Source organism: Nitrosopumilus ureiphilus (assembly GCF_013407185.1).
GTDB lineage: Archaea > Thermoproteota > Nitrososphaeria > Nitrososphaerales > Nitrosopumilaceae > Nitrosopumilus > Nitrosopumilus ureiphilus.
The window spans coordinates 341,395-355,464 of sequence record NZ_CP026995.1 but is presented as its reverse complement, the minus strand read 5'-3'; the positions used below and the strand labels follow the sequence as shown (position 1 = coordinate 355,464).

The following is a 14,070-nucleotide window of genomic DNA, read 5'->3' as shown; positions in this document are numbered from 1 at the left end:
TACGACAAAGCGTCATAAATTTACGAATAAAACGGGGGGATACTGTTTTTACTGATTATCGATAAAGTCTTTTGCTCCCAATCCGCAAAAAAGATCCATTAAAGGTAATTTTTGATTCATCTGTTTGGATTTTGCATGTAGTTTATGGAAATAACTTTATGATGGGTATGGGTATGGGTATAGTGTTGCCAGTTTTTCTTCAGCTTTTTTGTGTATCTCTTCGTAACCCATGAATTTTAAAACCTGGGATATAAGATAGCCTTCATCATTGTTTGGAAACTTGGGAGGAGAAGATGCAAATAACTTGGAAAAATGCATCATCACTAGTTTGTTTTCCTCAACTGTCTTTGACAATGATTCAAGTTTTTCATCAATCTTTTGTTCCCGTACATCAAGTTCTAGTGCGGTTTTGAGGTTCAATGGCCTTCCACATTTTGAGCATGTCACAGAGTGAGAAGAGTTGCGGGTCTCACAAATATGACAGGTTTTTGGCAGGTCGTTTTGGTCATCATCTTTTTTAATTATACCGTAATGTGACAGGATCTTCTCCTCTACATCAGAGTCTACTAAATGAACATACTTTGAGGTCATGTTGGAGCTGTTTGTCCATCCGTGTCTTTTTCTCATCTCTGATTCTGTCAAAAACTTTGCAGTGGCAGTGGCCTCAGAATGTCGAAACAGTTTGAGGTTGACCCTTTTTGTAATGTGAGCTATTTTGCATCGTCTTGAGATCATTTCAGTAGCTGCAGGATATGTCATGGGATTACCATAGTTATCCTTGTCCAATAAAATCCACAAGGGAGCTTCAGGATCATCTCTTAGTGGATGAGAATTTATCCAAGCAGAAAGATTTGGCGTTGACGTTACCAGTCGTATGGGTCTTGCTCCGGTCTTGCCATCCACATGAATTATTGCTCCATACTCATCAAACTTTACATGTCCAAGACGTAATGAAAGAATCTCGCCAGGCCTTGTACCGGCTTCAGAGTGGACATCGATAAATGCCTTGTCTCGCAGGTTCTCGCCGCATGCATGAAGAAGTCTTGTCCTGTCATCTTCATCTAGCAGGTTTTCTCTTGCAATCTTGTCTTTTGGTTTTTTTAATCGAATCCGTGCAGTCTCTGGAGGGTCGCCAACTTCTTTGTATTCGCGTGAGCCAAGCTTGTGCCACCTAAAAAATATCTTTAGAACTTTCTTAAAGTCTCGTGATGATTCAGTTTCAGCTCCGTTTGCATCGCCGTACGTATCCATTATTTTCTTGACAAGACTTGAGATGTCATTTACGGTCATCTTGTTCCAGTTTTTGATGGTTCGTCTTGATAATGAGAGAAGTACCTTCAAATGCTTGAGCCTTGTTGCCTTGCCCAATCCGACATTTACCATCTCAGTATCATAATCATCTAACAGCTTGGTGTCTTGTTTTGATAGTTCTGATCTTATCTGGCCCCAGATCCGATCCAACTGCCTGTCAAGCTTGTAAAGATCCATAGATGGGCCGGCGTTTTGTTTCAATCTGGCCATATCATAACCTCTTGGGGGAATTAAGGTTAATGATGTAGGCCCTCGAGGGGAATCGAACTCCTGTCCGAGGATCCACAATCCTCTATACTAACCACTGTACTACGAAGGCCACAAGGAAGAAACTTTGTTTATCCTGTAATAATCTTTTAGCTGGTAATTAGACTGTAGATTTATTATTGACTAGGTAAAATTTGTAGTATGAGATTATGGTGGGTCGCAATGGCAATAGCAATTGGATTAACATGGGTTGGAATGAACTATTTACTTCCATTCAAGTAGAGGCTCAATTTTAAAACATTTCTTGTTTGCAGCCAAGTGTTAGTTTTTCAACAAAATAAAGCCGATCGCTTTAAATTTGTTGTATTAGGGTGTTTTTCAACTTGAAAAAAGGATTCATCACCAAAAAATTGCGAACAGGAAAAAGACCCCAAGAAGAGGATGTCAATGCAAGAAAAATGGAGAAAATCCAAGGAGGAAAATTTACTTGGCTAGATCTTCAGAATCCAGATAGAGGACATATGGAACAAATTGCAAAAGATCACAATCTAAATACACTTAATGTGGAAGACTGTTTGACAAAATTTGAACTTCCAAAACTAGACAGTTATGATAATCATTTCTTTGTAATTTTACATTTTCCACCACTTTCACAAAAAGTAGGAATATCTAAAAACAGTCAATTATCCATTTTTGTAGGCAAAGACTTTCTAATCACTGTACATCAGGGAGATCTAAATCCACTAGTTGAATTAGTGGAGTTATGTATTAGTGATTCAGATCTAGAAAGAAAAAGGAGACTTTTAGGAAAGTCCCCAGGACATTTACTTCATGAAATAATAGATGTGTTAGTAGATGATCTTTTACATACATCTAGAAAAATTATTGCAAATCTAGATGAGATGGAAGACAGAGTATTTGATGAAAGAAAATCCGTAGCAAGAAGTATTTCATTATTAAGAAGAGAAATCAACAGATTGAGAAGAATAGCCAACCCGTTAAAGAAATTTGTATTAGAAATTGCAAAGAATATTGACAGATATTCAGACAGAGAGATCGAGGAACTTACATTGTATTTTGATGATGTAATTGATCACATAGACAAGGTAATTGAAACATTAGAAGAATCAAGAGAAACTATGGAAATTTACAAAGATACAGACTTTGTTTTAAGCACTGAAAAAACAAACAAAGTGTTAGGAGTATTAACGATTATTTTCACATTAGCGATTCCAGCTACAGTAATTGGTACATTTTATGGAATGAACGTAAACTTGCCAGGTGGAATTGGAGACAACCCTATGTTTCTAGGTCCTTTTACAACATTCATAATAGTCATACTCGCATCAGCAATTCCAGCAATTCTGATGTTTGCATATTTTAGAAAGTTAGGCTGGATAAGTAGCTAAAATTAAATCATTTCAGATTTTTTCATGTAGATTTACTTTAACCTTAGTCAAAGATTGATTCAAAATATCAGGAATTATTACTAAAAGACCAGAATCCTTTCCAACATTTTCACAAACTCCGCTAAAACTTTGATAAAAATTTGCAGAGCATCCTTCATCAAGATAATAATCAAAATTTTCAGAATTCAGATAACTATCAAGTTGTTCTTTAGAAGGTACAAAGTAAACATGAAACCAAAGATTTTGGTCATTAGTCGATACAGAATATTCGTAAGATGTGTATTCTTGACTAGTACAAAGAGGGATAAATTGAGCATATGATGCAGTTTCTATTTGATTTTCAAGTGGCGTATTTGGTAAAATTGAGATATATGGATCATCATTTAGTTGATTTCCTTGAGCAAATTGAATTTTATTACGAAGAATGTCAATAGCGTATCTATAGAGCATAGGTTTCCAACTTGATTCACAATTACTAAATTCATGTTTTAGTTCAACATAGGATTTTTCATGTTGGGATTGTAATTCATTGGAATTGTATTGTATAAGGGAAGAGACATCTGAAGGATCTGCAGAATAGTTTTTTTGAGGAGGATTTGAATTGGACCAAACATTAGTAATATCAAAGAGAATATTTCCAGGATAACTATTCCATTCGTCTTGCAGATGAACATAGATGGAATATTTGTTAATATCCTGATCATAAGGAGAGTTATAGATCAAATGCCCAAAAAAAGCATTAGACAAAATTACTACAAATGCAAATACCGGAATTATAAAATATAGTATTCTTTTCGTAATCAACAAAAATTATGTTCTATGCATCATAATATTTTATTCGAAAATATATGAAACTTGTTAGAAAAATATCAACCAATAATGAAAAATATGCACAGGTCTGAAAAAAGAAGCTTAGATAAATATGAGATGTTTTAAACTAAATTATGGGGAAAATCAGAATACGAACTGGGCGAGGCACAGGAACCATTGAAGTTGACGACGATCCTACTAAATGGTCAGGAGATCAATACAGGAAAATCCAAGAAGCAAGAAAAAAAGCAGCAGCAAACAGAATGGTTCATACAGGTAGAGGAACGGGTTCAAGAAAGTTAGGAGATATGCCTGATCCAAAAGCAAGACCTTCAACAGAAGGAAGAACTAGAGTCACAGGTAGAGGAACTAGTTCAAGAAAGAGTAGAAACAAAGGTTCAGAATAACAAAGCCTCAATTTTTCATTTTTAGATTTTTCCTCAGATGCTTTTATCTAATTTTATTAGATTTCAATGTCAGGATTTCCAGCTTTGAGTTTTTCCCAATCTGCAAGAAAGTTTTCCAAACCAATTTTTGTCAATGGATGTTGCAACATCTTATCCAGTACTGCTGGAGGTAAAGTTACTACATCTGCTCCAATTTTTGCAGCATCGATTACATGTACTGGATGACGAACACTTGCAACAAGTATCTGAGTTTTAAGATTAGGATAATTCTTAAAAATTTCTTTAATTTCTTTAATTAGATTCATTCCATCTTGACCAACATCATCCAATCTTCCAATGAACGGACTAACATATTTTGCACCAGATTTTGCTGCAAGTAAAGCCTGATTTGCAGAAAAGATCAATGTAACATTAACAGGAATTCCTTCAGATGAAAGTGACTTACATGCTTTTAGTCCATCAGGAGTCATGGGAACTTTAACTACAACATTGTCTCCGTATTCACGAAGTCGTTTACCCTCTTCAATCATTCCTGAATATTCAGTACTTACAACTTCTAAACTCACATCACCTTTGATAATTTTTGTAATTTCCTCCATTGCATCCTTTGGATTTCCACCCTCCTTTGACATTAAAGAAGGATTGGTGGTGATTCCATCGAGTAATCCCATGTCATTGAATTTTTTAATTGAATCTAAATTAGCAGTATCAAGAAAAATTTTCATAATTTTTTGCTCCTAATTTCTTTGACTTGTTTTGCTATATTAAAAGATGTTATTCCGTGTTTTTCCAAGAGCAAAGGAACCTCGTTATCCCTAGCAGATTCCCCAAACATATCTTGAGCACCAATTCTCTTTATACGAACAGGATAAGATTCAGAAACAGATTCTGCAACTGCAGAGCCCATTCCAGCGAAGACATTATGCTCTTCAGTAGTTACAATGCAGCCTGTTTCTCGTGCGGCTTTTTCTAATAGCTCATTATCAATTGGTTTTATTGAAAACATATCCAAAACTCTACAAGAGATACCTTCCTGTTGCAATGAATCAGCGGCCTCTAAAGCCATTCGGACTGTAATTCCACAAGATGCAATAGTACAGTCAGAGCCATCTCGTAGTGTTATACCTTTTCCAATTTGGAAATCTTGAGATTCTGAATGAACTAATGGAGTTTTAGATCTTGCCATTCTCATGTAAAATGGACCATATTCTTTTGCCATCAATTGAGTTAATTTAGAAACTGCAACAGTGTCAGCAGGAATTAAAACTCTGAAATTTGGAATTGCTCTCATAATTGCAATATCTTCTATTTGCTGATGAGAGCCCCCATCAGGTCCAACAGATAAACCACCATGTGATGAAACTAATTTTACATTTAGACCCTTTTTACCAGGCGGAGAGGGATATGCAATGTTATTTCGAATTTGATCAACTGCCCTTCCTGGTAAAAAAATAGCATATGTACTTGCAAAAGAGATCTTTCCGGAAGCTGCCAATCCGGCAGAAATTGTAACTAGATTTGCTTCAGCAATCCCCACATTGAAAAATCTATCAGGAAACTCCTTTCCAAAAGCAGAAGTTTTCAGAGAATCAGTCGTATCAGCGCCTAAAACTACAACGTTTGGATTTTCTTTTCCAAGATGCACTAGTGATTTTGAATATTCTGAACGCATGTCAGTCATTACTGGATCATTCAAAGATATCCGGCCTCCTGTGCAATTTTTTGAATTTGATCTTGTTTTTCTCCTACGACATGCAAACCAATCCATTTTCTCACCAAATCACCACCACCCAACTCATTTGCTTTATCAAGCAAAATACGTCTTCTAGATTTTAAAATCTCAGTTCTAAAATCTCTTATAGCCGTTCGCACATCTTGTTGTCCTATAATTGCCCCACCTCCAACAAATACACGTGCACCATCTGCAAATACTGAACCAATATTTTCAAGACTTACTCCACCATCAGCCTCAATGTAACCTGAGAAATTGTGTTCTTTGAGAACAGAGTTCAATCTAGTCATCTTTGTGTGTGTTTCTTCAATGTATTTTTGGCCGGATTTTCCGGGTACAACTGACATCACAATTAGTTGATCAAGTGAGGATAGGAATTTGTAAGACCATTCAGGTAATTCAGTGTCAGGGTTTATTGCAAACCCCACACCAACTTGATTTTGTTTTAGTAAATCATGAATTTCCCCGAAACTAGATTCATCTGTTACTTCAGCATGTACTGTTATAATGTCACTACCTGCATCAATGTAATCCTTAACATGTTTTACAGGTTCATTAATCATCAAGTGAGAATCAAATGGAATTACAGTCAGAGATCTTAGTTCTTTGATTTTATTATGATCAAAAGTTTTGGTCGGTACAAATCGGCCATCCATTACATCAAGATGAATATAGTCTGCTCTACCAGACACGCATCTTTTAATTTCATTTTCCAAATTTGTCATATCTCCTGCAATAATTGATGGTGCAATCATGAATTGAGAATCCAATTCAAGATTAATGATTGGAACGACGTCAGAGTCAGGAGCTTTACCATGCCATTGTGGATTATCTTCCATATGTTCAACAGACTTGCCCTTTATTGTTCTAGAAATTATCATTGTAGGGACTCCTTTTGTTGCATTAGCCTTAGCTATTGCAGCGTTGATTTGTTCAACTCTATGACCATCAATTTCAATTACATTCCAACCAAAAGATCTCCATTTATCACCTATCTTCCAACGTGATGCATCTTTCCACATTTCAGAAAGATCGTCACCTTCTAATTTTTCATCAAGCGGCATAATTTTTTCAGTGTAAGAATCTTGTTGAATGAAATTTCGATCAAGAAAAGCAGTGAGATTATCAACTTTGTATTTTGCAGCAGTCATCGCAGCCTCCCAAACTTGACCTTCATCTGATTCTCCATCCCCAATTATCGTGTAAACATGGTAATCTTTAGAATCAATTTTTGCTGCAAGTGCAATTCCAATAGAGTATGATAATCCAGTTCCCAATGAACCTCCACAAAATTCTACACCAGGACATTTGAGATCAGGATGTCCCTGCAATTTACTGCCAAATTTTCTTAGAGTTTCAAGTTCAGATTCTGGAAAATAACCGGCTACTGCCATGTTTGAAAATAAGCCGGGAGCTGCATGACCTTTAGAAAGAACCAGACGATCCCGGTCTTCCCATTGAGGGTTTTGAGGATCAAATTTCAAATATTTGTTAAATAAGCATCCCATGATTTCTGCCATTGAGAAGGAACCACCAGGATGGCCAGAACCTGCAGCGTTGGTTGCCTTAATCACCAATTTTCTGGCTCTTAGAATGTTTTTCTTTATTTGATAATAATTAAGTCCCATCTCGAACGTTATCTTTGTAAATTGAATAAAAATCTACTTCTGCAATATTTTAATTTGATCGGGATTATGTAATTATATGGAAATTAAAGAAAACACACCAATTGTAGTTTTTGATAATCAATGTTACTTGTGTGTGAAATTTGCAAAAGTTGTTGAATTTTTTGCAAGAGGTAAAATTACAATGATAGGTCATTATTCAGATTTTGGAAAAAAGATAAGAGACGACATTCTAGATGAGTCTGCGTTGGATATGTTCTGGTTCATTGATGAAAAAAGAGCATATGGAGGAAGGGCAGCATTAGTTCCTTTATTCAAATCATTTTTTTCTAAAAGAACAAAAAAATTTATTTCAAGTAAAATTGACGATAATTGTGGACAAGACTGCAAAACTGTCAAAGCAGTTTTTCTCAGATCATCTAGTTTGCTAACTAATAGCAAAAAAATTGATTTCTAGTAAATCTAAATAACACTTTAAAAACTATCAATTACAATGAAAATAAAAACTGAAAGTTCTATAAAAAAGAAAACAGAACTTCTTTGTGGATTCGTCTTAGAAAATTCAAACAAAGTCTTAGGATTAACAAAAATCGATGGAAAAACAGCATCATCAATTAATCAATCTCTAAAAGATATGGATGGAAAGTTGGGAAAACTGAACATAATCCCATCTCCAGGAGACAAATATGCCCACAGAATTCTTCTTGCAGGATTAGGAAAAAAAGAAGATCTGACAAATGACACTATAAGATATGTTTCAGGGAAAATCGCACAAAAAGCACGAGAGTTAAAGTTGAAAGAATTTTCAATAATTTTCCCTCCAAGTTTTGTAAGTGAATCAATTTCATCGATTTCTCAGATTGTGGAAGGCTCCAAAATGGCCCTATACAAATTCGATAAATTCAAGTCAGAAAAAGCAGAGAAGACACCAGATCTTACAATCATCGTTTCTAAATCAAACAACATTTCAAAGACCATCAGAACTTCTGAAATTGTTGCAGATGGCACAATATTTACTAAAAGTATTGCAAATTTACCTCCAAACGAATGTACTCCAACTACTTTAGCAAATTTTGCAAAAATGGTTTCAAAAAAGAATAAAATGAAATGCCATATCATTTCGAAACTTGAATTAAAAAAGAAAGGTTTTGGCGGAATTTCAGCAGTAGGACAGGGAAGTAAAAATGAACCTAAACTAATTGTTTTAGAACACAGTAATGGACCAAGAAATGAAAAACCCATTGTTCTAGTTGGCAAAGCTGTGACATTTGACACAGGAGGAATTTCATTGAAACCTGGAGATAAAATGGATGAAATGAAATTTGACAAATGTGGTGGGTGTACAGTTCTAGGTATAATGAAAGCAGTTTCAGAATTAAAATTACCAATCAATGTTGTAGGAATTATTCCTTCAGTTGAAAACATGCCTGGTGGGGAATCATACAGACCTGGAGACATCATAAAATTGTATGGTGGAAAAACTGCAGAAATTCTAAATACAGATGCAGAAGGTAGATTGATTTTAGCTGATGCGTTATCATATGGAGAAAAGCAATATTCACCAAAGGCAATGATTGATTTTGCAACTCTGACAGGTGCATGCATTGTAGCATTAGGAACAAATGTTGCAGCAATAATATCAAACAATAAAAAGTTAACAAAGAAGATCAATGATGCCTCAAAGAATACAAGCGAGGAAGTTTGGGAACTTCCACTCAATCAAGATTATATGGACATGATAAAATCAGATGTTGCAGATATGAAAAATGTAGGAATAGGCAGAGCTGCGGGAACTATCACGGCTGCAGCATTTTTGAGAAATGCAATTACTGATACACCATGGATACACTTTGATATTGCAGGAGTGGCATGGACTCAGACAGCTACTAAGGAAAAATCATACAATCCAAAAGGGGCAACAGGTTTTGGTGTAAGATTAATTTTAGATTATTTACAAAAATTGTAGAATTAGTAGCCTCTACTATTTCTATCAGGTGTTCCCACATTTGGATTTCTAAAACCATGTTTTTCCATCATATGATTTAAAAATCGAATATCATCTGAAAAGAATTCACCGCATACGGTACAATTTGTCATAGAAATCACGTCATTTCAGATAATTGGATATTAAAAGATTGATTGTAAATTAGAAAATGCCAGCACTGTTGCTTCCCAAAGGCTCTCGCATTTTAGTAGCACAACAGCGACGTCAGGTTTGACTTCCAAGTTCGGAATGGGATTGGGTCGCACCCTAACGCTATGGCCGGCTTGAAAAATGATGCTGAATTCTCATCTATTAACGTAACGCCGGATTTCAAATACGCTCAAAATAGGTATAAAGCAAAGAAAATACGGGATTACAACATGACTCACAGGGTAGCCGTTTTAGATCAAGACCTATGCCAACCAAAAAAATGTGGTTTGGAGTGCATCAAATACTGCCCAGTTAACAAATCAGGAGCAGAATGTATTGTTCTAAATGAGGAATCAAAGAAAGCCCAGATAGATGAAGACATCTGTAATGGATGTGGAATATGTGTCAAAGTATGCCCCTTTGATGCAATAACTATTGTAAATCTAGCAAGTGAGTTGGCTACAGATAAAATACACCAATATGGAGCAAATTCATTTAGATTATTCAAATTACCTACTCCAAAAAAAGGCGAAGTGGTAGGACTATTAGGAAGAAATGGCATGGGGAAAAGTACTGTAGTCAATATTCTATCAGGGAATTTAAAACCAAACCTTGGAAGATATGAAAATCCACCAGAGTGGAATGAAATCTTAAAGCATTATAGTGGAACTGAACTTAAACAGCATTTTGAAAAAATTGAGCAAAAGCAAATTCGTGCATCAATAAAACCACAACAGGTTCATCATATTGCACAGGCATTTGATGGAACAGGAAAGGAACTTCTCGACAAGTATGATGAAAGAGGAGTTTCAAGAGAGTTAATCAAAGAATTAGGATTGGAAAATTCCATGGAACAGAATCTAAAGGAATTAAGCGGAGGGGAGTTACAAAGAATTGCAGTAGCTGCTGCTGCATCAAAAGATGCAGAATTTTATTTCTTTGATGAACCATCATCATACAATGACGTTTTTCAAAGAACAGGTGTTGCTCGCGTAATTCAGAACTTGGCAAAAATTGGAAAGAGTGTGATGGTTGTAGAACATGATCTTACATTGCTTGATTTTCTTAGTGACTATATCGAAGTTCTATATGGTGAACCTGGGGCGTATGGAATTGTTTCAACTATACTATCTACAAAAATTGGAATCAATGTCTTTCTTGATGGTTATCTGCCAAATGAAAATGTAAGATTTAGAGACAAGAAATTTTCTTTTGATGTATCATCATCTACTACAGATATTTTTGAAGAAGGAAGCACAATTGTCACATATCCAAAATTAGTAAAAAAATATCCGACATTTTCAGTGACAATTGAAGCAGGGGAAGTAAGAAAAGGCGAAGTTCTAGGCATAATGGGAGCAAATGCTCTAGGTAAAACAACCATGATGAAGATGATTGCAGGAGTTGAAAGTCCAGATTCAGGAAGCATTAATAAAAAAATCAAGATTGCATACAAACCTCAATATCTTCAAAATGACATTGATGTAGAAGTCATATCAGTATTAGATAAAGCAAATGGCAATCCAGTAGAAGGAAGTATGGAAGAAGAACAAATACTAGAACCACTAAAAATCAAAAAACTATACAATAAATCTATCAAAAATCTTTCAGGAGGAGAATTGCAAAAGGTTGCAGTTGCGTCTTGTTTATTACAAAAAGTAGATTTGTATGCCTTAGATGAACCATCAGCATTTTTAGATGTCGAAGACAGAATTGCAGTTGCAAAATTCATTCAGAAATTTGTTCGTTCTTTTGGAAAATCAGCAATAATTATTGATCATGATTTGCAGTTGATGGATTTAATTTCAGATTCAATAGTAATTTTTGAGGGAGAATCAGGAGTTGCAGGAAGAGCTACGACTCCAATGCGAAAGGCCGAAGCAATGAACAGATTTCTAAAATCCCTTGACATCTCATTTAGAAGAGATGAAAGGAGTCTCAGACCTCGTGTGAACAAACTAGAGAGTAGATTAGATAAAGATCAGAAAACATCTGGAAATTTCTATTACAAACACTAAAAACTACTGGTAACCATATGTATGACATATACGTCATATATGACATGGACAAACCAGTGCAGGACTTTTTGGACTCGGTCTATGTCAGGTCTCACAGCGACGAGACAGTCAGGATCTCAGTTTAACATCAATATTGTTAGATCTGGATGTGATGGTGGTGCTGAAACCGCAAACTACAAAGGAACTTTGACTAATGGATTTAGTACAATACCAATCCAACAGAGTTTTCCATCAATAGTAACAAGCGGTACTTCCCCAAACTGTAACACGTTTCATTGGCAAAACAATGTGTTTCTGAATATTCAACACACAGGAGATGGATCTGGATGTGTTGGTAATCTAATCACAAATCCAACAACATCATATACCATACTTTGTGGCACAATAAAGGCTGGATTGTATGTTGTGTATGTTAATGCTGACTATGAGGCAAATCAAGATATGGGTGGTTACACCTTGGTAGCTGTAATATAGCACCATTTCTTTTTTTTATCATGATCAACAAAGAAGAACATGAACAGTATTTGCAAGTAATTAAGATGTTAGTAGATAAAAAATTAGCGGATTCCAATACTGAAGAAAAATTGATTCGATATGAAACACAGGAAATTTATCTAAAATTGATAAAAGATTTTTTTAAATTGGATCCAACCTCATTTCTACCTAAGAAAAAATGATCAAATCTCCAGATAAATTCTGATTGCAGTATTGCCTGTGTGATATATTGAGACTGTACAAGGGTTGTCAACTCATCTGACCATGTCCCATCAGCGAAACAGCATCCTAAAGTCTGGCCTAAAGTATAATGTATGCATTAATGAATATCACAAAGGTGAATAAAACAAATCTAGTTATTATTATTGGTATAATTTTGACCGTTATTGCAGTTGGGATAGTTTTATTTCATCATCATTCTTTGGAGCAATTATATGAATCACAAAATACACAAAGTCAACTTGAAAGAGTGTTTTCTGATTGTGCATGTGTAAATAAAATTAACAAATATCCCGAACCCGATCAACTCTGCCTTGATTTATTATCATCATGGCAAAATGATACACATTTCATTGACAGTAACATATGCAAATTCATTGAATTAGATGAAGCAGAAAACAAACAATTAATCACAACTGAAAGAACAAACCCAATGCCACTAATTTTGGCAATTGTTATTCTGTCAGGGATGTCTCTTTCCAGTTTTTACATTATTGTAAGAAATAAAAGTTAAAGTAAATCAACATTACATATTCAAAATCATTTGGAATTTTTCAAAAAAGTGCCAAAAATGAGGTTATCTAGAATATTTATTCGCCTTAATTTTTATTACAAGCATTGACTCGGATGCTAAAAAAAGCACTTGCAAGTGTGCTTTCTGAAAAAGAAAGTGAGGATTTGATCTCAGCATTTGATCAAATTGGAGACATAATTATTGTAAGAATTCCAGACACCTTGTTACCAAAGAAGAAAATCATTGGTGAAACTTTGCTAAATGAAGTAAAAATTGCCCGAAGTGTATACTATCAAGCATCAGATGTGGAAGGAGATTTTCGTACAAGAAATTTGGAGATCCTAGCAGGAGAAGACAATACTGAGACAGAATACAAAGAATTTGGATGTAAATTCATAGTTGACGTTGAAAAGGCATTTTTTTCACCTAGACTTTCAACAGAAAGGGAAAGAATTGCAAATTTGATTCAGGAGGGAGAAATTGTGACCAACATGTTTGCAGGAGTTGGAATGTTTTCAATAATGGCTGCAAAAAAGAAAAAATGTACTGTATATAGTTTGGATATCAATCCAGTTGCCTCAAAACTGTGTGAAAAAAACATAGAATTAAACAAACTAGCAGGAAAAGTAATATCAATTAATGGAGATGCATCAAAAATTATCAAAGAACAGTTAGAGAACAAATCAGATAGAACATTGATGTTATTACCAGAAAGATCTGATGAATTTTTAGAATCTGCAATCAGTACAACTAAAAATGGCGGAACAATTCATTATTATTCACATATTCACGCTGATAAAAAATCAGAAGCTGGAAAACTATCAGAAGCACACTACCTTCAAGTCACACCAGTCAAATCAGAAATTCTAAGTTCAAAAATTGTAAGGGCAGTAGGTCCAAGATATTATCAAACAGTAGTTGATGTAAAAATTTCCAAATAGCTAATCTTCAGAGGTAATTGATGCTGACGAAAGTTTTGTTGTTGCCATAACATATCCAATCCATGCAATTACTCCAAGAATTCCCCCTGCAATCATTAACACAGATAATTGCAATACAATTGGACTCCATTCAGAGAGCATTAACAAATATGCATAAAGAAAAAAGCTACCAATGCAAAGCACAAAAATTGTAATGCCCATCCCTTTACGCTTATCCATGGCGGAGAATTTTTTGAGAGTTATTTATT

At 35.0% G+C, this 14,070-nt stretch carries 15 protein-coding genes, 1 tRNA gene and 1 rRNA gene; 8 read left to right on the top strand and 9 right to left on the bottom strand.

All coding sequences use genetic code 11. From position 1 onward, the window contains the following. Positions 1 to 156: 156 nt before the first annotated feature. Positions 157 to 1,521 carry a tyrosine-type recombinase/integrase gene (locus tag C5F50_RS02030; protein ID WP_179372046.1) on the bottom strand — a complete coding sequence of 455 codons (1,365 nt, stop codon included), beginning with the start codon at positions 1,519 to 1,521 and terminating at the stop codon, positions 157 to 159. Between the two features lie 37 nt (positions 1,522 to 1,558). Beyond that, positions 1,559 to 1,630, bottom strand: a tRNA-His gene (locus C5F50_RS02025). A gap of 271 nt (positions 1,631 to 1,901) precedes the next feature. Here C5F50_RS02025 and C5F50_RS02020 point away from each other — a divergent pair. Further along, a complete protein-coding gene (locus C5F50_RS02020) occupies positions 1,902 to 2,927 on the top strand; it encodes a magnesium transporter CorA family protein (protein ID WP_179372045.1) in 1,026 nt (341 codons plus the stop codon). A gap of 12 nt (positions 2,928 to 2,939) precedes the next feature. On the opposite strand, the gene C5F50_RS02015 is transcribed toward C5F50_RS02020, so the two are convergent. Continuing rightward, positions 2,940 to 3,674 (bottom strand): hypothetical protein, encoded by a 735-nt coding sequence (locus C5F50_RS02015; protein ID WP_246282109.1) that lies wholly within the window; start codon positions 3,672 to 3,674, stop codon positions 2,940 to 2,942. A gap of 197 nt (positions 3,675 to 3,871) precedes the next feature. Between C5F50_RS02015 and C5F50_RS02010 the strand changes: the two genes are divergently transcribed. After that, positions 3,872 to 4,144, top strand: coding sequence for a hypothetical protein (locus C5F50_RS02010; protein WP_179372044.1), 273 nt, complete (start codon positions 3,872 to 3,874; stop codon positions 4,142 to 4,144). A gap of 56 nt (positions 4,145 to 4,200) precedes the next feature. Here C5F50_RS02010 and fsa read toward each other — a convergent pair whose 3' ends face one another. Genes fsa through C5F50_RS01995 form a run of 3 tightly spaced genes read right to left on the bottom strand, consistent with a single transcriptional unit; the run spans position 4,201 to position 7,504 of the window. After that, positions 4,201 to 4,869, bottom strand: a complete 669-nt coding sequence (fsa, locus tag C5F50_RS02005) for a fructose-6-phosphate aldolase (protein WP_179372043.1) — start codon at positions 4,867 to 4,869, stop codon at positions 4,201 to 4,203. Then, positions 4,866 to 5,840 (bottom strand): transketolase family protein, encoded by a 975-nt coding sequence (locus C5F50_RS02000; protein ID WP_179372042.1) that lies wholly within the window; start codon positions 5,838 to 5,840, stop codon positions 4,866 to 4,868. The genes fsa and C5F50_RS02000 overlap by 4 nt, the downstream gene beginning before the upstream one ends. Continuing rightward, positions 5,837 to 7,504: a ribulose-phosphate 3-epimerase gene (locus tag C5F50_RS01995; protein WP_179372041.1), complete on the bottom strand. Its 1,668-nt coding sequence runs from the start codon at positions 7,502 to 7,504 to the stop codon at positions 5,837 to 5,839. The genes C5F50_RS02000 and C5F50_RS01995 overlap by 4 nt, the downstream gene beginning before the upstream one ends. A gap of 76 nt (positions 7,505 to 7,580) precedes the next feature. On the opposite strand from C5F50_RS01995, the gene C5F50_RS01990 reads away from it, so the two are divergent. Next, positions 7,581 to 7,958, top strand: coding sequence for a thiol-disulfide oxidoreductase DCC family protein (locus tag C5F50_RS01990; RefSeq protein ID WP_179372040.1), 378 nt, complete (start codon positions 7,581 to 7,583; stop codon positions 7,956 to 7,958). Between the two features lie 36 nt (positions 7,959 to 7,994). Then, positions 7,995 to 9,467 carry a leucyl aminopeptidase gene (locus C5F50_RS01985; protein WP_179372039.1) on the top strand — a complete coding sequence of 491 codons (1,473 nt, stop codon included), beginning with the start codon at positions 7,995 to 7,997 and terminating at the stop codon, positions 9,465 to 9,467. A 2-nt stretch (positions 9,468 to 9,469) separates the two neighbouring features. On the opposite strand, the gene C5F50_RS13170 is transcribed toward C5F50_RS01985, so the two are convergent. Beyond that, positions 9,470 to 9,598: a hypothetical protein gene (locus tag C5F50_RS13170; protein WP_280924466.1), complete on the bottom strand. Its 129-nt coding sequence runs from the start codon at positions 9,596 to 9,598 to the stop codon at positions 9,470 to 9,472. 54 nt (positions 9,599 to 9,652) lie between these two features. Next, a 5S ribosomal RNA gene (gene rrf / locus C5F50_RS01980) occupies positions 9,653 to 9,772 on the bottom strand. 93 nt (positions 9,773 to 9,865) lie between these two features. Here rrf and C5F50_RS01975 point away from each other — a divergent pair. The 4 genes from C5F50_RS01975 to C5F50_RS01960 all read left to right on the top strand — a co-directional run bounded on the left by C5F50_RS01975 (position 9,866) and on the right by C5F50_RS01960 (position 13,822). Continuing rightward, positions 9,866 to 11,653, top strand: coding sequence for a ribosome biogenesis/translation initiation ATPase RLI (locus tag C5F50_RS01975; RefSeq protein WP_179372874.1), 1,788 nt, complete (start codon positions 9,866 to 9,868; stop codon positions 11,651 to 11,653). An 81-nt stretch (positions 11,654 to 11,734) separates the two neighbouring features. Next, the gene (locus tag C5F50_RS01970) at positions 11,735 to 12,127 is read left to right on the top strand and encodes a hypothetical protein (protein WP_179372038.1); all 393 of its coding nucleotides are present in this window, start codon (positions 11,735 to 11,737) and stop codon (positions 12,125 to 12,127) included. 358 nt (positions 12,128 to 12,485) lie between these two features. Then, positions 12,486 to 12,881, top strand: a complete 396-nt coding sequence (locus C5F50_RS01965; protein WP_179372037.1) for a hypothetical protein — start codon at positions 12,486 to 12,488, stop codon at positions 12,879 to 12,881. A 113-nt stretch (positions 12,882 to 12,994) separates the two neighbouring features. Further along, positions 12,995 to 13,822 carry a class I SAM-dependent methyltransferase gene (locus C5F50_RS01960; RefSeq protein ID WP_179372036.1) on the top strand — a complete coding sequence of 276 codons (828 nt, stop codon included), beginning with the start codon at positions 12,995 to 12,997 and terminating at the stop codon, positions 13,820 to 13,822. Here the strand turns inward: C5F50_RS01960 and C5F50_RS01955 are convergent, their stop codons facing one another. Then, positions 13,823 to 14,041, bottom strand: a complete 219-nt coding sequence (locus tag C5F50_RS01955; protein WP_179372035.1) for a transcriptional regulator — start codon at positions 14,039 to 14,041, stop codon at positions 13,823 to 13,825. Positions 14,042 to 14,070: the final 29 nt, after the last annotated feature.